The 20,031-nt window shown below is 47.6% G+C and carries 19 protein-coding genes and 1 pseudogene; 13 read left to right on the top strand and 7 right to left on the bottom strand.

The genetic code is table 11. The features are described from left to right. The first annotated feature begins 281 nt into the window (after positions 1–281). From SC127_RS10800 to SC127_RS10820, 5 genes are all read left to right on the top strand, one after another. Positions 282–2,252, top strand: a complete 1,971-nt coding sequence (locus tag SC127_RS10800) for an alkyl/aryl-sulfatase (RefSeq protein ID WP_332626432.1) — start codon at positions 282–284, stop codon at positions 2,250–2,252. Between the two features lie 69 nt (positions 2,253–2,321). Continuing rightward, entirely contained in the window at positions 2,322–3,113 is a 792-nt protein-coding gene (locus SC127_RS10805) for a hypothetical protein (protein ID WP_332626322.1), read from the top strand. Positions 3,114–3,278: 165 nt separating this feature from the next. Next, positions 3,279–3,572, top strand: coding sequence for a YicS family protein (locus tag SC127_RS10810; protein WP_332626323.1), 294 nt, complete (start codon positions 3,279–3,281; stop codon positions 3,570–3,572). Positions 3,573–3,604: 32 nt separating this feature from the next. Next, a complete protein-coding gene (locus SC127_RS10815; RefSeq protein WP_332626325.1) occupies positions 3,605–4,795 on the top strand; it encodes an OmpP1/FadL family transporter in 1,191 nt (396 codons plus the stop codon). 22 nt (positions 4,796–4,817) lie between these two features. Next, a complete protein-coding gene (locus tag SC127_RS10820; RefSeq protein ID WP_332626327.1) occupies positions 4,818–5,615 on the top strand; it encodes a hypothetical protein in 798 nt (265 codons plus the stop codon). 245 nt (positions 5,616–5,860) lie between these two features. Here SC127_RS10820 and SC127_RS10825 read toward each other — a convergent pair whose 3' ends face one another. Beyond that, entirely contained in the window at positions 5,861–6,139 is a 279-nt protein-coding gene (locus SC127_RS10825; protein ID WP_332626329.1) for a putative quinol monooxygenase, read from the bottom strand. 268 nt (positions 6,140–6,407) lie between these two features. Here SC127_RS10825 and SC127_RS10830 point away from each other — a divergent pair, with 268 nt between their 5' ends. Further along, positions 6,408–7,046 carry a LysE family translocator gene (locus SC127_RS10830; RefSeq protein WP_332626331.1) on the top strand — a complete coding sequence of 213 codons (639 nt, stop codon included), beginning with the start codon at positions 6,408–6,410 and terminating at the stop codon, positions 7,044–7,046. Between the two features lie 523 nt (positions 7,047–7,569). Here SC127_RS10830 and SC127_RS10835 read toward each other — a convergent pair. Continuing rightward, entirely contained in the window at positions 7,570–8,214 is a 645-nt protein-coding gene (locus SC127_RS10835; protein WP_332626333.1) for a LysE family translocator, read from the bottom strand. A 199-nt stretch (positions 8,215–8,413) separates the two neighbouring features. After that, positions 8,414–9,310: a PhzF family phenazine biosynthesis protein gene (locus SC127_RS10840; RefSeq protein WP_332626335.1), complete on the bottom strand. Its 897-nt coding sequence runs from the start codon at positions 9,308–9,310 to the stop codon at positions 8,414–8,416. Between the two features lie 275 nt (positions 9,311–9,585). Here SC127_RS10840 and SC127_RS10845 point away from each other — a divergent pair, with 275 nt between their 5' ends. Continuing rightward, positions 9,586–9,966 carry a GNAT family N-acetyltransferase gene (locus SC127_RS10845; protein ID WP_332626337.1) on the top strand — a complete coding sequence of 127 codons (381 nt, stop codon included), beginning with the start codon at positions 9,586–9,588 and terminating at the stop codon, positions 9,964–9,966. A 291-nt stretch (positions 9,967–10,257) separates the two neighbouring features. Here the strand turns inward: SC127_RS10845 and SC127_RS10850 are convergent, their stop codons facing one another. Further along, positions 10,258–10,995, bottom strand: a complete 738-nt coding sequence (locus SC127_RS10850) for an N-acyl homoserine lactonase family protein (protein ID WP_332626339.1) — start codon at positions 10,993–10,995, stop codon at positions 10,258–10,260. 205 nt (positions 10,996–11,200) lie between these two features. On the opposite strand from SC127_RS10850, the gene SC127_RS10855 reads away from it, so the two are divergent. Further along, on the top strand, positions 11,201–11,803 hold the full coding sequence (locus tag SC127_RS10855; protein WP_332626342.1) for a site-specific integrase: 603 nt from the start codon (positions 11,201–11,203) through the stop codon (positions 11,801–11,803). A gap of 116 nt (positions 11,804–11,919) precedes the next feature. Here the strand turns inward: SC127_RS10855 and SC127_RS10860 are convergent, their stop codons facing one another. Both SC127_RS10860 and SC127_RS10865 read right to left on the bottom strand, forming a co-directional pair. After that, positions 11,920–12,663 carry a hypothetical protein gene (locus SC127_RS10860; protein WP_332626344.1) on the bottom strand — a complete coding sequence of 248 codons (744 nt, stop codon included), beginning with the start codon at positions 12,661–12,663 and terminating at the stop codon, positions 11,920–11,922. Between the two features lie 402 nt (positions 12,664–13,065). Beyond that, the gene (locus SC127_RS10865; protein WP_332626346.1) at positions 13,066–13,587 is read right to left on the bottom strand and encodes a hypothetical protein; all 522 of its coding nucleotides are present in this window, start codon (positions 13,585–13,587) and stop codon (positions 13,066–13,068) included. A 678-nt stretch (positions 13,588–14,265) separates the two neighbouring features. Between SC127_RS10865 and SC127_RS10870 the strand changes: the two genes are divergently transcribed. The 3 genes from SC127_RS10870 (at position 14,266) to SC127_RS10880 (ending at position 17,271) form a co-directional block, all read left to right on the top strand. Next, on the top strand, positions 14,266–15,204 hold the full coding sequence (locus SC127_RS10870) for a phosphoribosyltransferase (protein WP_332626348.1): 939 nt from the start codon (positions 14,266–14,268) through the stop codon (positions 15,202–15,204). A gap of 3 nt (positions 15,205–15,207) precedes the next feature. After that, complete coding sequence (locus SC127_RS10875; RefSeq protein ID WP_332626350.1) at positions 15,208–16,170, top strand: DNA-processing protein DprA; 963 nt, start codon at positions 15,208–15,210, stop codon at positions 16,168–16,170. Between the two features lie 324 nt (positions 16,171–16,494). Continuing rightward, on the top strand, positions 16,495–17,271 hold the full coding sequence (locus SC127_RS10880; RefSeq protein WP_332626352.1) for a hypothetical protein: 777 nt from the start codon (positions 16,495–16,497) through the stop codon (positions 17,269–17,271). Positions 17,272–17,706: 435 nt separating this feature from the next. On the opposite strand, the gene SC127_RS10885 is transcribed toward SC127_RS10880, so the two are convergent. Further along, complete coding sequence (locus SC127_RS10885; RefSeq protein ID WP_069729344.1) at positions 17,707–17,925, bottom strand: hypothetical protein; 219 nt, start codon at positions 17,923–17,925, stop codon at positions 17,707–17,709. A 722-nt stretch (positions 17,926–18,647) separates the two neighbouring features. Here SC127_RS10885 and SC127_RS10890 point away from each other — a divergent pair. Together SC127_RS10890 and SC127_RS10895 are read left to right on the top strand one after the other, a co-directional pair. After that, positions 18,648–19,646 (top strand): annotated as a pseudogene (locus SC127_RS10890) (YsnF/AvaK domain-containing protein); the annotation flags it as partial. Between the two features lie 133 nt (positions 19,647–19,779). After that, positions 19,780–20,022 carry a hypothetical protein gene (locus SC127_RS10895; RefSeq protein WP_332626359.1) on the top strand — a complete coding sequence of 81 codons (243 nt, stop codon included), beginning with the start codon at positions 19,780–19,782 and terminating at the stop codon, positions 20,020–20,022. Positions 20,023–20,031: the final 9 nt, after the last annotated feature.

Genomic DNA, 20,031 nt, shown 5'->3' on the forward strand with positions numbered 1-20,031 from the left:
TTACTCCCAACTGCTTATTAATAAAGCTTTTTAACCAACACCATTCTTTATACCGTAGCGTTTAGCTTTGATTTTTTTAATTAAGAGCACATTCAAAATGTGCTGCTGCTTCGCAATTGACATAACTCAAACTGGTAAATGTAAGTATTTTTCCTACAGTTATATCGAAATGTAAGCAACTCATCCATTTTTCCATACAGGCCTGTCAGAGTTCCGGGCAGGACCTGGCAGGTTTCTTTGCTTCATATATTAATTCATTCACAGATGCCCAAGAGGGAATGATGAAACTCAAGCCACTTGTCCACTGCCTTGCCCTTTGCGGGTTCCTGACCTCGCTTCACGTTTACGCTGATGCCAGCCAAAAAGACGCAGCGCCCGCGACTAAACAGGCCAACGATGCGCTTTATCAGCAACTGCCGTTCGATAATAAAGCTGACTTTGAGGATGCTCATAAAGGTTTCATTGCGGCTTTACCCGATACCGTTATCAAAGGGGAATCGGGTAACGTTATCTGGGACCCTAAACAGTACGCATTCATAAAAGAGGGTGAAAAAGCGCCCGACACCGTTAACCCTAGCCTGTGGCGTCAGTCACAGCTGATCAATATCAGCGGCCTGTTTGAAGTCACTGACGGTATCTATCAAGTCCGCAATCTTGATCTGTCCAACATGACTATCATTGAGGGCAAGGAAGGCATCACCGTTGTCGATCCGCTGGTTTCCGCCGAGACGGCGAAGGTCGGCATGGATCTTTATTTTAAAAATCGCGGCAAAAAACCTGTCGTGGCGGTTATCTATACCCACAGTCACGTTGACCACTACGGCGGTGTTCGCGGCGTAGTGGATGAGGCAGATGTCAAAGCCGGCAAGGTAAAAATCTATGCGCCGGCGGGCTTTATGGAATCCGCTGTTTCAGAAAACATCATGGCGGGTAACGTCATGAGCCGGCGCGCCAGCTATATGTACGGCAATCTGCTCAGGGCAGACCCGAAAGGCCAGGTCGGTGCCGGACTGGGCACCACCACCTCAGCGGGCACGGTCACGCTGATTGCGCCAACTGATTACGTGACGAAAACGGGTGAAAAGCACGTTATAGACGGTTTAACTTATGACTTCATGATGGCGCCTGGCTCCGAAGCGCCGGCAGAGATGCTGTGGTTTATCGAAGAGAAAAAGGTCATTCAGACGGCAGAAGACGTGACCCACACGCTGCATAACACCTATTCCTTGCGCGGTGCCAAAATTCGCGAACCGCTCCCCTGGTCTAAGTACATCAATGACGCCATCAACCTTTGGGGTGACAAGGCTGAGGTGCTGATGGCTCAGCATCACTGGCCGACCTGGGGAAATGACAATGTTAACAAACTGATGAAGAGCCAGCGCGACCTGTATCGCTACATTAATGACCAGACGCTGCGCATGGCCAACGAGGGTCTGACCCGCGATGAGATTGCCGCACAGTTTAAGCTGCCGCCGTCCCTTGCCACTATGTGGGCGAACCGCGGCTACTACGGCTCGGTCAGTCATGACGTGAAGGCGACCTACGTGCTGTACCTCGGATGGTTTGACGGCAATCCGGCGACGCTTGATGAGCTTCCGCCTGAAGATGCCGCGAAGAAATACGTGGAGTACATGGGTGGCGCTGACAGCATCCTGCAGAAGGCGAAAGCCGATTATGACAAAGGAAATTACCGTTGGGTGGCGCAGGTTGTCAGTAAGGTTGTGTTTGCCGACCCGGACAACAAGGCCGCACGCAGTCTGGAGGCGGATGCGCTGGAGCAGATGGGGTATCAGGCCGAGTCCGGCCCGTGGCGTAACTTCTATCTGACCGGTGCGCAGGAGCTGCGTAACGGCGTGAAACAGCTGCCGACGCCAAACACCGCGAGTCCGGATACTGTTCGCGCCATGACGCCGGAAATGTTCTTTGACTACCTGGCGCTGCACATTAACGGCGAGAAGGCCGCGAATGCGAAAGCCGTGCTGAACGTTGATTTTGGCGGTGACGGCGGTAAGTACAAACTGGAACTGGAAAATGGCGTGCTTAATCACACCGCAAACTCGGAAGCGCAGAACGCCGACGCCACTCTTACCCTGTCACGTGAAACTCTTAACAAGGTCATTCTGAAAGAGGAAACGCTGAAGCAGGCGCAGGATAAAGGCGAGGTAAAAATTACCGGTGATGCCGGTAAGGTGAATGAACTGCTGGGCTACATGGATAAGTTCGACTTCTGGTTCAACATGGTGACGCCGTAAACCCGCAGCCGGTAGCGTTTCGCTACCGGCTTTGTTATTTCCGGGACTACGTTTTTCGGGGAACAGCCGATGAAGACTGCCAAGAACACCGCCGCCTGTCTGCTTTTTTCCACCCTTGCCGGCAATGCTTTTGCGGCAGACCCGCCGGCAGACGCGGCACAGGCCAACAACCCGCTGGCGAACATGACTGCATTTAACATGCAGAACTATTACATCGGTGACGTCAGCGAAAGTAACAAAGACGCGAACCAGTTCTGGTTCCGCTATGCGCAGCCCTTTTCGCTGGGCGAAAGCAAGTGGCTGCTGCGCGCCTCCCTGCCCGTGAACACCTATCCTTCTCCGCCCACCGGGGGGCACCAGACCGGGCTGGGCGACCTGAACCTTTTTACCGCTTATCTGATTGATACCGGCAACCCGGCAGTAAGTTTTGGTTTTGGCCCGCAAATTACCGCGCCCACCGCGACGGAGAGTGCTCTCGGTAGCGAAAAATGGTCCGCCGGGCTGGTTAACGTCCTGTTCAACGCCAGTTCGCCCAAAATTCAGTACGGCTATCTGGCGTCCTGGCAGCACAGCTTTGCCGGTGAAGGTGACCGCAGTGACGTAAACGTGGGCGCTTTTCAGCCGTTCGTTTTTTATCAGCTGGGCGGCGGGACTTACCTGCGCGCTGCGCCTATCTGGAATTACAACTTCCAGAATGACAGTTACGGCGTTCCGCTGGGGCTGGGCGTGGGCCAGGTCATCAGGCAGGGCAAAACGGTATATAACTTCTTCATTGAGCCGCAGGCATCCGTCGCTGACGACGGGCCGGGACAGCCGCGCTGGCAGATTTTCGCCGGCCTTAACCTGCAGTTCCTGAACTGATAAACGGATACCAGATAAAAATCCTGTTACCTGATACCTGGCCAGTGGGCTGCTCCGGAACTGTCAGCCGGAGCGATTTCTGAACATTACGGAGCTGAATCAGCTGGCAGGTTTGATGTTCTGTCAGCAGTCAGACGGTATTCCATGGTTTAGCGGAGCCAGAACATGAACACAGTTACAGCAGCCATCGCCTCTCTGTTGCTTGTATCAGCGTTGCCGGCAGCGGCAGCGGCGTACGAAAATCTGGAGTACGCGCTGAAGGAGCAGAAGATTATCACTGACCTGCGGACACACTGCACGCTGGGGAACAGTATTTCCGATGAAAAAATCCGGTCAGTGTTCCTCAGTAATGAAAGCAGCCATGCCCTGATTCTGGCTGCAGCAGACGCGCTCTCAATGGGCAACCAGCAGGTTTATACTGAGTCTGTAGAGCAGCTCCAGTGTCCCGACATGAAATAGGCCTGCCACAGCCATAATCTTCCGGAGGCGCTATGCCGCGAATGTCGGGCCTGTTTGCCGCACTTTTACTTTCCGCTTCATCCCAGGCCAGCGGTCTGTACCTGTACGAAATTGCCACTGAGGATACCGGCCTTGCCGGAGCCGGCCAGGCTGCCCGCGCGCAGGATGCCTCCACGCTGGTGACCAACCCCGCCGGCCTGACGCGACTGCCTGACCGGATGCTGACAGGCGGGCTGCAGGCGCTGTACGGTGACACGCCCTACACGCTGGATGATGATGCCGCGCTCAGAGGCAACAGTCCCGGCAACACTATCGGCTGGTTTCCCGGCGCGAGCGTTTTTTATCATCAGCGCCTGAATGAAGATATTTCTGCCGGCATCGGGCTGTACGGCAACTACGGGCTGGGACTGGATTTTGGCAACTGGGCAGGCGAGCGTTTAATTAAAAAGAGTACGCTGCTCGCCCTGACGCTGAGTCCGGCAGTGGCCTGGCAGATAAACGACCGGCTGTCATGGGGCGTGGGCGCAGGGATTAACTACGGGTTTCTGTCCCTGACCCGAAGCGTGGACGACCGGGACGAAAAAGCCAGCGATCATGACTGGGCGCTGAACTTTCGCACCGGGTTACTGTTTGACGTGACCCGCGCAACCCGCGTCGGCCTGACGTATACCAGTAAAACTGAATACCACTTCAGTATTGATGCCATGGCGCGCTTCCCGCAGCTCAGTAACGTTGAATATGCCCTTCCGCTTTCCGCCCAGGTTAATACGCCGGCGCAGCTCATGCTGAGCGTGGTGCACGACCTGAATGACCGCTGGTCCGTCATGGGTGACCTGGGCTGGCAGGACTGGAGCGTGTACGGAGGCAATCAGATTTACGTGGCCGGACAGCAGGCTGAACGCACCAGCCGCCTGCGGGATACCTGGCATACGGCGCTGGGGCTGCAGTTCCGGCCGGATGAGAGCTGGCGTCTCAATACCGGCATCGCCTATGACAGCAGCTTTTATAAAAATCAGGATGACACCGCTATGACGATGCCCTCCGGCGACGCGTGGCGGTTTGGCGTCGGAGCACAGTACCAGCTTACGCCATCGAGCAACGTCGGCGCGGCGTTTGAGTACCTGAACATGTCGTCGTCCGCCGTTGCCTCACCGCTGCTCAGTGGGGAATACCGCGATCCCAATTTGTACTTCTTCAGTATGAATTACAGCCATACCTTCTGATAATGACGCCCCGGGAGGGCTTATGAGAACTTTCGGATGTGGCACTGCCGGCGTCATGCTTTTTCTCCTGAACGGCATGGTGCAGGCAGCAACGGTAAAAGAGGCGCGCGGGAAGCTGGATGATGACCCGACAAAGGTGACCACTAAGGTGGGCGTCTCGTGGTCGGACACCTATGACATGGACGACAGCAACCTCTCTTTTTCCGGCTCGGTTGCGCTGGATAAGGCAAAGAAGCTGAACGCGAGGGTTAACAGTGATGCCAGCGAGTGGCGGGTTGGCGGCTCGTGGCTGTTTCCGGTAGGGATTATTAACTTTAACTTTGGCAAAAACGAGTACACCAACGGGGCCACCCAGACCAACTATTCCGTCGGCACGTTCGTCCCGCTCAGCTATTTTGGCATTGAACCGGCAGGCTTCCAGATATTCCCGATGGCCGGGTACACCTACAACACCGGTGAGATAACGGGCTGCAGTACCGGTAACCCGGCTGACTGCAAAGCGCCAGAGTTTGCTGATGGTATCCCTTCTGAATACGGTTTCAGCACCATCACAACCTCCGGCAGCAGCGGCTATCTGGGCGCGTTCACGCTCCGGCCACTGACGCCCGACATTACGGTACTCGGCTTTGCGGCAGGCTCGTACGGGTCGAAAAATGATGAGGGTGAAAACTACCGTGGATACTTTGGCGGGCTGGGAATGGGTTACCGGTTTGATGAACACAGTTCCGTTAACCTGCTGACGTTTATCATGGACAACAATACGTACCTGGACGACCCGGACACGCGCTTTCTTATTTCGTACACCTGGCAGTTTGATTAACAGGTTAGCTGAATGATTAGGACCTCAGCCTAAAGTCAAAAAACTTTTTAAATTTAGTGAGCCGTTTCAGCCCGGAATTAATTGTTGAGGCACAATGTCCGCATCTCGCTTATAGCGGACCGTGCGCCTGCCTTAGTCTGCTTTGTGCCAAAATCGGACGTTGTCGCTATGTTAACTTTGGCTGTAGGGGCTGACATAAAAAGCCGCCAGAGGCGGCCCTTTGAGAAAGGTATTCAGTAGTGCCGCTATTCAACCTCTGAGATTTCGTACTCTCGGGTGATCGCGCTAGTTTCTCTCCCCCAGACTGAAGCTCTGGTTCTTTTCTGATGAGCATCAAAGGTAGCCTGGTTTGTAAAAAGCTCTTCGACTTTCCAGATCAGAGGATCCGCCGTTTCCGTGACCTCAAATGACACGCATCCTGTTTCCTCCCTTGTCAGTTCCTTATGTCCAGGAAGATACTGGCGAACAAGCTCCGCCTCATCTGCAGTTTTGCACACCAAACGGCCTATAAGTTTAATCATCATTTTCCTTTTCTTTTATAAAGGATTACCTGTTTTTCCCAATGATAAACCTAAATTAAATAGTCGGGGTAAATAAATCGTTAATTACTCATAGCGCCACGTAGCCGTGTTTTATTCTTCCCAACCGGGGCGTTACAGAAACGTTATGGTAAATGGTAGCCCTGTACCTTGTGTTAAAAAAATGTTATTCATTGCAGTCAGTTAGAACTGAATTCTTGTGCTGACTCATCCTGGGTATGAGTTAGCCCTAACCATTTACAGGATGTATTTAATGCAACAGGTATACCTTTATATTCTTATCGCAAGCCTGACCATTGCCAGTCCCGGACCTGGCATACTGTTGACCCTGACAAATACACTGAATTACAGCCTTCGTAGCGCCACAGCCGGTATTGTGGGAGTGGCTACCGGCATGGGTGTAATTTCTGTAGTGGCTGCCAGCAGTGTAGGAATTATTATCACGACCTCTCAGCTGGCTCTGTTAACTGTCAAATTGGCAGGCTCGCTGTATCTGGCCTACCTGGGAGTTAAACTATTCCGTTCTGTCCCCCGTACTCTGGGGAAAGATACTGATTCTCAGGCCAGGATGATTATGCCGTCGGCCAGACGAAGGTTTCATCAGGGGCTGATCGTTACATTACTTAACCCCAAACCCATCGTTTTCTTTATGGCGTTATTTCCTCAGTTTATTAATGCAGAGAAAGCTTTTGTACCTCAGTTTGCCTTGCTGTCAGCTACTTTTTGCATTCTGGTATTTTTTATCCATTTTCTTTACGGACTTTTCGCGCATATGGTTAAAAACAAAATGACGTCCGGGCGCTTTTTCGGGGTGCTGAATAAAGCCGGCGGTATAGTGTTTTTATGTTTCGCATCAGGCTTAATGATCTCTTCCGTTTATTCTTATCTTTAGTTCAATTTCAGGAATCTGGGAGGGTCGTGACAGCACTGTTATGTTAAATTCGCCAGGCTGGCAGGGTCCGGCGCGAAAAGGGCGGCAGCTGGCTTCGCTTGTGCGGCGGAACATTCCTTACCAGACTCAAAGGGTGACGGTTCCTGCTGGTTCCGGTCACAGTGAGCCGTTCTGAATCTCACCCCTGATTCACCCCGCTTTAGATGGCGGGGTTTTTTTTGCCTCTTGCAGAAGCCTGGAGGGTAAATCTGGTCGTGTTTCATTCATGAGTGAACAAAAAAGTGGTATTTTAGATGCAATAATTAATTTTATTACTGAATGTTCACTGCGCGAAGCCGATAAATATTAAGCCCTCACCAGAGGACCTTTGATTACTGAAAAGCAGATTTTTGTTTCTGACGGCGCTTAATGCGCCGTTTTTTTGTGCTTTCCAGACGCAGCTAAAAACGTGCATCCCGCTACTGGCGGGCTTTTTGCTGGCATGCGCAACAGGGGTGTTATATTTAAAATGATGAAAATATTTTTACCGGCGGGTTAAGGCTAGCCTTACGCCCAATGCAATGAATGTAGCACCCACAATTCTATCCAGTAAATTTTGTAGCTTTCGATTACCTGCAACAGCTCCAGCCGTGCTGCCAGCTAATATGGCAAATGTCACATCGGTCAAAAAAGCTATAAACGCATATGTTAGTCCCAGTAGCAGAAAGGATGCCGCATGTTGTTCGCCTTCCGGTGTAACAAACTGAGGGAAAAATGAAATAAAGAAAAGGAGCACTTTGGGATTAGTTAATGTAGTGATAAACCCCCTGGACAGTAGCATGTAGGCACTTACCTTCCTGGTGTTTTGGGGGGCAGCATCTCCGCGGTCCTTTTTGCTTATGAATGTTCCTAACAACATTTTTCCACCCAGAAACATCAGATAGCTCGCTCCAATGTATTTAATCGCGGTAAACATAACAGGAGAGGCGGTGATGAGGGCAGTCAGCCCCAAAGTGCTTGCAATCGCATGTGTGCAACTTCCTAACGCCACTCCAGATGCTGAGACAATACCGGCGCGACGGCCGTTAGCAACGCTTTGCCCAATCACATAAGCCATATCCGGTCCGGGAGTTACAGAAAGCAAAAAAACTGAAAAGGCAAAGAGTCCAAAATTGGTAATATCCAGCATGGCGACCTCAGATGTCCTTGAAATTTAATATTAATCCAACCGTATAACACTTCATTTTCCAGCTCAATAATTTTGTTAGCCTCTCCTCACTGGCATAATTAATATTTTATTTTCTGCATCCACGAACTAACTCTCAGTTGAAATGCTGCGTAACACTTAACGTCCGCTGTTTGCTCATAGCGGACCGTATAAGCGCGTCTCAGTGCAGGTTAAATGCCCCCTCCATTACAATAACGCTTTTTCCGCCCACCCGGACGGACGGTATTTCTGACGTGCCGTCATAGCCTGAATACAACATGCTGGCCCGTCCCATATCCACGCCCTGGCTTATTCGGAGCGAAAGCACTTTTTCATTGCGAAGCTTTGCCAGCAGGGCCGTAACTGCCGCTGTCGCACTGCCTGTCGCCGGATCTTCGGTCATTCGAGGAGTAAACATGCGAGCCTGCAAATCACACTGGTCTTCAGGAGCCGTTTCCAGCGTATAGGCATAAACAGAAACCGCACCGTCGAGAGGCAGAACAGCCCGGAAACCCTGTAAATTAGGTACGCAACGGCGAAGCGCATGCCGGGTTGCGAGCTCGACTATCAGAAAAGGCAGGCCAACCGAGGCGACGAGAGGCATATGTATTTCTGTACGAACATCACTGGTTTCCAGAGACAGGCAGGCAGCTACCTTTTCCGGGCTGACTTCTGAGCGGCATGATAATGCTTCTGGCACAAGAAGCTCTGCACCGGTGACAGCCTCATTCTCTCTAATGAGCCTGACCGGCACCAGCCCGGCGGCCTCTTCGAAAAGCAGAGTCTCAGGCAGTGGTCCTCCATTCCGTGTGGCATGACTTGCCAGTACGAAAGCAGTCCCCACATTGGGATGACCGGCGAAAGGAATTTCACGAGACGGTGTAAAAATACGGACCTGAGCAGTATTTGAGGAATCTTCAGGAGACAATACAAAGGTCGTTTCGCTGTAGCCAAACTCAACGGCAAGCAACTGCATTTGCTCAGTGGTCAGTCCCTCGGCATCCAGAACGACTGCAACCGGATTACCGCTAAAAGGTTTATCAGTAAAAACATCTGCAATCACATAGCGTCTTTTCATCAGCCTATCCTGAATTTACATTCTATAAAAATGAGTAACTATTCAATATCTCTGTTATTTTTTTAACGCACTATATATATTAGCTACAGATACTTATGCTTTGTACAGGGTTAATTTTAAAAAAATTTTAGAGATGAATTTATGCTTATCCGGACATTGAAAAAGAATGATGTGCAAACATGGAAAATGTTGTGGAACAGTTATCTGGAGTTTTTAGCTCAGAAACGCGCTCAGCGCGTTTCTGAGGAGCTCGCAACAGATATTATGGTAATACCATGATCGAGACGATGCGAATTGCAACGATTAGCGATGCCGGGGCCGTTACGGAACTCACAAGAATGGCTTACGCCAAGTGGGTACCCGTGATTGGCCGGGAACCTCTTCCGATGAAGGCAGATCACGCCGCGTTCATCCAGGATAACAGAGTCGATCTTTTGTTCTCTGGCGCAGTTTTGGCCGCGCTCGTGGAAACAATTCAGCGCAAGGACGATATCCTGATTGAAAACGTCGCCGTTGCCCCGCGTTTCCAGAAGCGCGGATACGGAAGAAAGATGGTGGCCCACGCAGAGCAACTGGCCGTTCAAGCCGGTTTAAATGTCGTCCGACTCTATACGAACTCGCTGTTTGAAGTGAACCTTCGCCTCTACGCATCATGAGGTTATGAAGTTGAACGCACTGAAGAACGAAACGGCGGCTTAGCAATCCACATGCTTAAGCGCGTGCCCTAGCAGCTGTCTTATGCGTTCAGACGACTCGCGTGTCTGGAACCGCAGCCTCCAGACCACGATGCACAACACGGATGTTATGTTCAATCCGGGTAGTTCTGCAAATTACCAACAAGTACGGTGCATCGCCCGGACGTGAACGGGGCACGTCCGTTTCTCGCTCTTAGCGGACAGTCTTGTGTCAGAAGCTGACATTAAAAATGTAAGGGCATCAATGAACAGTTAGCAGAGCATGGCCTTAAAATTATTCATAAAAAGCCGGCGAAAGACGTAACGAAGCCCACTGCTCAGTGTCATGCCGTAAACCACGAACGCCGCATTTTCGCTTTCAGCCAGGTCTGCAATTTTTTGCGTACTCCGCCTGATACCCGGTTCATCCTCCATATCGGTGACAAACATCTGGCGTGTACCCGCATTTGCCAGTGAGTGATGCATAACAGCGTCAGCGGCAAGCAAAACGGTTCCTGTTTCAGAAAGCCGCACTAAAAGAGACTGGTGACCAGGAACATGCCCACTGGTTTCAAGCAGTACGATGCCCGGTAAAAGCTCATAATCACCTTCAATCAGGCGATACCGGAGTGACGGATGGCCCCATGAATCCCGATTTGCATTGAAGCGGGGATGCCCGTTTCTGGCCAGTTCGTAATGTTCTTTCTGAATGATGAGCTCTGCATTGCTGAATAAATCATGATTGCCGGAATGGTCTTCATCAAGATGAGTGCATATGAGGTATCTGATATCGGCTGGATTCACGCCGATAGCCTCAAGACGAGCTTCAACTGTATCTTCGGGTCTGATTTCAACTGTCAGACCGGGCGGATTTGCAGGCGTATCTACAAAGGAACGAGGCCAGCCGGTATCTACAAGGATATTTATTCCTTCGCTTGTCTGAATTAAATATCCTGGCACAGGAATGTTACCCGGCTGCATCGTACCCAGATAAAGCATATAAAGGCGCATGCCATTCTCTCTTATTTTCAAATGCATGCTAAAAAAATAGAAGAATATCCCTATGAAGGGAAAGTTTTGGCGGCTCTCCCAACATGTTGCTTCGCCATAGGTGATTGAGTCGCTTCCGGGGGCTCATTGACCAGAGGGGTTACATCAGCTTTTCGCTCATACGAGGCAATCATAATCACACCTCCTTAATCACTGGAGATTGATTATGAATACGCCCCCCTGGAGCAAAAGCCGTATCATCGGCCAAAAACGACCGCTTCAGATATCTCATATCTGGGGAATTCGTATCAGACTTGAGCTGGAAGGAAAAGTACGCGATTTGGCTCTGTTTAACATGGCTCTGGACAGTAAGCTTCGGGCCAGTGATCTGGTGAAGTTGAAAGTATCTGACGTGGCATATGGCCATGCGGTTTCGGGTCGAGCGAATGTGCTGCAGCAAAAGACAGGTAGTCCTGTTCAGTTTGAACTGACTAAAGGAACCAGAGAGGCAGTAGCAGCATGGATCAAGGTGGCTCACCTGCGTAGCACTGACTATCTTTTCCAGTCTCGTGTCGGTTCTTACCGGCATATCTCAACCAGACAATACAACCGTATATTCCATGGATGGATTGAAAAGCTCGGTCTTGATGCTTCATTGTACAGTACGCATTCTATGCGCAGGACCAAGCCATATCTGATCTACAAAAAAACTAAGAACCTGCGGGTGATTCAGTTACTGTTAGGACACAAAAAACTCGAAAGCACGGTCCGCTATCTGGGTATTGAAGTCGATGATGCTCTGGAGATATCTGAGTCCATTGAGGTCTGAGTTTAGCAGGGCTGTAACAGCAGCCCTGTGCCAAATGCGGACGCTGAGGGCATCTGAGCTGGTCATATTCAGGAAGCAGGTCACTTCAGGCGGAATGAACAGATGGGACTTAAACGCTAGTTTTCAGATCTGACAATCTTTTTTGTTATTGTACCACTCAATACTAAATCATCTTGCGTTGAAATGAGCCACAACTCCCTGATGTCATCTTCCCAAAGCGTTTCATTACGAAAGCGGTCTAGGATAGTAGAAAGTTCCTGCGTTTGATGCTGGTCGAGATGGTCTGTCAGGTTAAAATATCCAACAAGAAAGAACTTCGTTTGCTTAAGCCCAAGCAGTGACTGTATCTCCCCGAAGATGTGTCCCGCACCGTTTGCTTCCGGATATACTTTTAAATACAGTCTTCCCGTGTTAACCGGCCCAATGAAAATTCCGCCAAGCCTGTATTTCTTACAGGGAGGAGTATTTAAAAATGACTGAAGGGCTTTCGTGACATGCTCCGTGCAATCATCACTCAACCCGCTACTTATAGTTGCATGTAGCAGCTTTTTCCGCTTATCCAGTAGATCCCAGGCTATCTTCCCGGAAAAAGATGCGTTGCGCAGTGCCTTTTCAAGCCCGATAAAAATAGCCGTCTCGCGCAGACGCTCATCGCTGACAGGCAACACTAGAGAATTGCGTTTAGTGGTATAAGTACCCATACAGTAGTCTTCATCAATGGCTATAACATCAGGGTGTGACGGATTAACCAAAGGAAGGTGAGCGCGCCGGTAATTGGCATCCAGAGAAATTTCGTCGCCTTCTGAAAATGCCCGTTGAGCACTACCGTACCCCAGCATCTTATCGTCAGTAAAAATCATCCCAATAATCCTTTTCTGCGGACTAAAAGCTAAAAATTGCGATGGCTTACCCATTAACTGTTTAATGAAACAGTCAATCGAGCTTAAGCATCCCTGGAGGTCCACGCTAGCAGGCATTTGTTACAGTCAAATTAGGGAATTATCTGTTGGGGTGATGACCTGTTCCCCGCTCATTAACACAAACCGATGTTAATAATTACCTCATTTGTTGTGGGAACGATTGCGAACTTCCGCTTTTCGCTCATAGCGGACCTTCCAGAGCGCAGGTCCGCTTAGTGCCAGAAGCGGACGTCAGAAATATCAAGATGATTTTATTAACAGAGAGCAGATAACACCGATGAAAACTGAAATTTCATCCCAGCACCCTTTAAAAAATCATTAAACTAGCTTCAATAATTTAGACTAACCACCTGGAAACCTATCTATATCAAACTGAAACTGCTTATTCCCACAATTATATATGAAGATCTCCAGCGTAAGGCTCTTGTGTTTTTTTACTTTCTCAAGAAATGAACTAAAATTATCAAAAATATAAATATAACCTGCTGGCTGTCCTGGTATTTCCTCGATTTTGTATCGTTCGATTTCTCCATCATCGAATTTAGCTGACATATAACAATATTCAGAATCCTCACAATAAAACTGCCCTTGACTTATACGCAAATAGGCAGATGCCGGCTTGAGCAGCTCTGGTTTTGCGCCGTCTTTCAGTTTCTCCTTCTCTGAATAAATGGAAAGTAGTGCTTGAGTTCCGCCATTATAAGGATAATTAAGTTCAACTGTATTGTTTGATGGCAATTGAATAAATCTCTGCGTGGTTCCACGCATTTCATCTTTACTATAATAAGTATCCCACACACCAGCTAATGTTGACGCAGGCAAGAGCAACATAGAGACAAATAATATTTTTCTAAAGAAGAACATATTAACATCCTATTTGATTACTAAGTATTGTTCAAAAATATCTTGAAGCTATTGATGTTATCTGTTAATCGGTTTTAAAGCTGTCAAATAAACAGCCTCAAGCTTTTCTTTTCCGACGGCTGGTCGGCCCCTAACCGTTCCATATCTTGCCGCGTGGCTGCTCCAACACCTGCGGCGTACATCATCGGCACTGATAGCAGCCGGAGGGCTTTTTTTTAAATGCGACATCATATGTTCCTTGCTGTTGGAAGTTTAAACCTGTTATCGGCAAGGGCCCTAGAAACGTGAAAAAATGCCGACTTTGTCTCCTCATTCATAGCAGGCTGTAAGCAAGCTTCTGAGACTAACTAGGCCTTTGCCATTAGAACGTAGCCGCCAAGCCCAAACCCCGAATGGATTCGGCAGAGCTTACCGGCTCTGCCGGTAAGCGGAGTGAGGCTTGACGACCCGGCAAGGCCGGCGAGCCGTAGGAGCCATCACGCTGTTGATATAAACGTCCGCAAAGTGCCAGAAACGGACCGTTCTGACACTTTGCGTAGTTAATTAACTGGGGGAACGATTTAGGAGTTTTACGAAGATTAAAATTAGTGACTACTACATGAAAAAATGTTAAAAATCCTCAAATAAAAAATTGATAGTATTTTAGATAAATTTAAAATCACAGCAAAGGAAAACACCATGACAATAATTTTGTTCATTATTGGTATAGTTTTTGTATCATATATTTATGAAACATTTTTTAAGAGCAATTCAGTTGATGACATCAAGAAAAGCACTCCTAGAATTCAATCAAAGAAAATCGATCCGAATGAATACACAATAAAAAAAGCATCCTTAATATCATTCGAAAATACTCTAAAAAAAGAAGGCAACCATGTACTTAAGGGAATTAATGATCTTTCAAAAGTCACATTACCCAACACAGAAAAAGAAATAGAATCCCCACTCGCAGTAAAAGAAAGGCAAATGGTTGCTCTTGAAGAGATACTCAGCATCTTCGATAAAAAGTTTGTTTCTTTCGATATTTTTGATTCTAATGGCTTACCATGTTATTTCTTACACAATTATTACCCATTGAAATACAATGACATCTCTGAAAAAAACAAAGAAAACAGAAAAATTATTTATGATTTTAAAGATGGATTATTGAATGAGAGGACAAGTAATATTCATAAAGAGATAGCAGCAGTTTTGTTAAATAGTTTTAGCAAGGACTCACTAAAGGAAACAGTATTTATATGCCTTCCCGCCTCTACACAGACAAAGTATAAAAGAAGATATGCACGTTTCAGCGAAGAGGTTTGTAAGGCTTGTGGAATGATGAATTTTTTCCAGCACGTATCCTATCTTTGGGATAGGAAAGCAAAACACATTGAGAAGATTACTGCCGGCAGTGAGTTATCTCACATCTATTTTCCTAAAGAAATAGTAGAAAATAAGAAAATAATAATATTTGATGATATTTTTACCACTGGGAAAACTCTCCGAGCCATGGAATATAAATTAATAACTAACGGAGCAAATGTCGTGTCAGCTATTTTTCTCGGTAAAACTTATGATCAGTATGGAATCAAAATGGGCATGCTTGGAAGAAAAAGTGCTGTGATTGAGGACTAAATTATGGGATTAAGCGCTTCAAATATTTTATTTTTAAAATCAGTCCCTTATCTAGGAAACCAGACAGTTTTAAAACTTATTGGACAGGATAAAGATGACCGTTATGAATCTGTAGTTGACATAGTTGACTTCTTTTTAAGCGTTTCAGAAATGAAGCCCATTAAGTTGGAAACTTTAGATTTTCTGAAAAGCAGAGAGAGATGCGCTAAGCTACACAGTGAAATAGAAAGAAAAATTGATATAGGTTATCGTAGTGGTGTCATTCCTCTTGGTTATAATGACGTTAATTTCCCCGCGTCATTAAAAAACATAAAGAATAAAAGCGGGGGTAATATTGCCCCTACTGTTATCTTCTACAAAGGAAATGTTGATTGTTTAAGCTATAGCAAAAATGCTACTGTTATTGGCTCAAGAAACCCTACAATTCAAACAAAAAAAGCCGCAGAGTATATAGCAGGATTTCTTTCGGATAATAATTTTAATATCATAAGCGGTTTAGCCAAAGGATGTGACGAAATAGTCCATTCGGTTGCAGTATCTAAAGAAGCAAAAACAACTGCTATTTTGCCACAAGGTATCGATAAAATTTACCCTTCTACAAGTACAAAGCTAGCCGAACTGATCGTTGATAAGGGTGGTATTCTTCTGTCTGAGCTTATGATCGGCGAACGTGTAACTAAATATACTTTAGTTGAAAGGGATAGATTACAAAGCGCCATTTCAGATAAAACCATTGTTTTACAAACCACTGTAGATGGAGGAACTATGCACGCAGCAATGAGCGCACTACATAATATGAAAAAGCTTTATGTCATAGACTACAAATCTATAAGTAGTGAGGATGCTGCTTTTTATTCAGGGTTTATCCAATTGTTAACCAATGGCGCGAAAAAATTAAAATCAAATGAAATATATAATTTATTAAGCGTGGAAGACAATAAAAAACAAGTCTCTTTCTTTGACTAAGAACTATAGGCAGTCAGATATATACCTTTAACAAATCCGATCTAATGCCTAATTTCAGTTATCTGGTACTAACCTACTCCCAAACGATTATCATGTAAATTTTAGTTATATATCCCAACGGTCATGACAAATGAGAACCTCCGCTTTTCGCTCAAAGCGGACCTTACCCCGCGCGCATGTCTGCTTTGTGCCAAAAGCAGATATTTTAATAGTCAGTATGTTAATTTTTAACTCTGCAGTCGGTTACTTAATACAAGAGTGAAAAATAGTTAATATCGACCGGCGCAGCTAATTATTAACAACAAAATTAACAAAGGATGATAAATGTATATAGTCAAGAGTTGTCATTCCGGGTTCAACCCTTTAAATGGACGTACGATAAGGATTGGGAGCATAGATGAATATCGCCAAACAGAAATTGAAGAAATAGCTGATGAGGGAGAGGCAACTTTTGGTTTCACGGTTGATTTAAAAAACGCGGATATTCCTATGGCGTTATTTGAGGCGCTTCAGTCCGGAGCAGGAATGCTCAACGATACTGAGATAACCATGTGGTCAGGTATGCGGCAGAGCAGCGTCATTAAAGGAGGAATGCACATTGGACAGATGAAAAGCCGTCACCTCTGGCACGGACGGAACTGTCTAGCGTTCTGCATGTCTCGACTGAATGCGCATGAAGAAGCCAGTACTCTTTTTGAATCCTATGATGACTATTGGTATTTCGAAGAGTCTTGTCTGGAGCAGATTGGTGAACTTATCAGGCAGCAGGTGGAATCAAAGCTTCGGCAGGACATGCTAGAAAGCGGTAATCCGAAGAGCCTCTCGCGGCTTGAGAAATTCACCTGCCAGCTAAAGGTTCAGCAGGTTATATACAGCACTCGTCATGTAGAAATAAGCAACTTTAACCCTGAAGCAAGAAGCCCTGGTTTTTTAGATAAATTATTTAATAATTATCGGTACTTGAAGCCGCAACAATTCAGCCATGAAAAGGAGATTCGTTTTCTTTTCGAATGCTTTGATGATGGAGAGCTAATATTCCCAGAGTTTAAATCACTAATTATTGATGCAACGCCAGTAGTTAAATTTATTAAGCGTAAATAATAATTTAAAAGATGTAGTTTCAGGTTCTAATTCTGTGTCCGCTTTTCGCTCATAGCGGACCTTCCCTGTATTAATTAGCTTGTAAAAACTTCAGACATCCGCTCATTTTCGCTTATCTCTCCCTCATTTGAGGCTACAGCATCGCCCACCGGACCAGATTCTGGCTGACAACTGCCGTTGCCATCAGACCCCAGCCGGTAAGCGCAACAGTGCTCACGACCCGACGCTGCCGGGGAATCGGCAGGTGCGATGCGTTGGCTGTTTATTCTTTTGTTGCGGATTGCGGGCAAAAAAATACCCGCACAGGGCGGGTTAAAATTCGTTACAGAGGAGACCTCCGCATTAACTGTAGACCGTAATGTCTGCGTTAGGTTCATTAATTCTTTGTTTAATATAGATTTAACCTGACTATGGTTTTATTCCGCGCCAGCCAGATTATTTCTCACTGTTGTCTTCAGTCAGCTGCCAGATTTTTTCACGAATGGCTTCCTGCTCTTTTTTATCCGCCGCGGCTTCAGGTTCACCAAACAGCGACCAGATTTTTTCTTCCAGCTCCGGTTTCGCCTGCTGATGGCCTGAGACACTGAACTGCGTGTCATCATTCGCATAATGCTTACCGCCGTTATTTACATAGTCTGCTGATTTCACTGTCATGAATGCTCCGTTATCTGTCCGGCCGCTCTTTGTCCTTGTGAGTGAAGACGAAAAAAGCCCGCAAATAAGCAGCGGGCAAAAGTGACAAGGATTTCTCGCAGGTGCACATTTCATGCTTTCTGTGCAGCTGTAGATTCTGGTTAAAGAGTCCTTGTTTGCAAGCGAGGCGTATTCCGGCTGCGCAGTTTCAGCCCTTCGCCATCAGTTTCCGGCCAGTAAGCGCTGCAGGGCTGGTTTCCCTGCCTTGCCGGCGAGCCAGAAGAAGTCTGCGAGGTGCTGATGAAACTCCTTTTTAAAAAAGGCCATTATTCCTTTTCCTGCAGCACTATTCAGCAGGGCTACGCGAAACCAGGCGCGGGCAGATTCATCTTGTGTTGTTACCCCGTCTGTTTAAAACGCTGTCATTTCCCAGAAACCGCCAGCTTTTGCTTACGAATTTATGACGAGCCGCATGGGTTTGCGTCATTTTTCTCATCACGGCCTCTTCACCCGGCACTTTCCGTCAGTTTCTCCAGGTTATGCCAGGCTTGTTTGTGTACGTGCCAGTGATTTCGCCGGAAAATTGGCAGGGGAACATATTTTCTGTCGCCCGGGTCGGGCATAAGACCCGGCTAAAAGCACGCCGGCCCGCAGCCCGCTTAAAGGGTTATGCCCGCGAGACCTGGTAAAAGGTACGTATATACAACCGTTGCAGGATATAACACATCTGAACTGTCACCCAGGAGAGACCCATGGCTCATGAAACAATCGTAACGATGTTCAGTACCTTAACTCTGGCGGAAGGTGCGAAGCGTAACCTGATTAAGGCCGGCTTCAGCGATGATGATATTGATATTATCTCAGGCGAACGCCTCCGTTCTGAGGGGCATGAAGCGCGTCATCCCGGTTTCTGGCAACGCCTGTTTGGCAACACCCTTGAGGAAGACCAGGAAGAAGTTTACGAAGATGCGCTGCGAACTGGCGGGGTGGTTCTGTCGCTTCGTGCCGATGAGGATGAGGCCCCGCGCGCGCTGGGTATTCTGGATGCGCATGAGGAGCTTACAGGGCGCAGCGCAGCGGCCCCCGCTGATTACACGACTGATGATGAGCTTACTTCGCCTCCGGGTGGCAAAAGTAACCAGACCGGCACGGATGCAGTACGGACATCACTGACCGGTGATGAAAGCGAGGAAGACGTGCTTCGCCTGGCTGAAGAACGACTGGAAGTCGGTAAGCGACTGGTCAGTGAGGGCTCTACCCGTGTCCGCCGCTATACCGTTACCGATCGCGTTTCGGAAAATATCTCCTTGCGCGAGCAGCACGCCGAAATTTTCCATCGCCCGCTCAGTGAAACCGGCTCGCCGGACAGCGTTGACTGGTCAGAAAAAACGGTAGAAGTTGCTGAAACCCATGAACAACCCGTCATTAACAAAACGGCGCACATCAAAGAAGAAGTGGTGGTACGTAAAGATGAAAGCGATCGGGTGGAGACGGTCAGTGATTCAGTGCGCCGTCAGGAAGTGGATATCGATCATGCAGACACCGTGCAGGCCTCAGACTTAGCTCCTGATGCCGGGACATTGTCTGAAGCATCCCGCTCAGGTAATGCCAGAGAGTATGACGTCACGTCAGATAATAATCGCACGGATCACCCGGAGCACAAAGAAAGCTTAGCCGACAAGGCAGGTGATAAAATTGCGGAAGCCAAAGAGAAAGTCGAAGACAAGTTCAAAAAGCCGTAATTTATTTCCCTGGCGATAACCACCGTTCAGGCCCGCATCCCGGAATGCGGGCTTTTTTCACCTGTTAACTGCCGGCTACTGTGCGTGCTTTCCGCTCACAGTAGCCCCTGAAAACCTGCTCAATGGCGGCTTTATGGCAGAAGCGGATATTACAAACCTGAAAGTGCCAGAAACTGGTTACAGTGATTATTTGTCAGCTCTGCTTTTGCCTGAGGAAATAAATGAAGTTTTCCTGCCTGAATCGCTCCAGATTACCGGAAAATTATACAGTCAGCGCGGGCTTTCACCTGTAAAAAAATCCGGTAACTTTTACAGAGCATTTGCAGGCCCCATGGCTTCGCTTCTTTTATTAATCTCTGTTGATGGCCTGAAATAAAAACAGCGA

This window comes from Pantoea sp. T14, assembly GCF_036663535.1.
Classification (GTDB): domain Bacteria; phylum Pseudomonadota; class Gammaproteobacteria; order Enterobacterales; family Enterobacteriaceae; genus Pantoea; species Pantoea phytostimulans.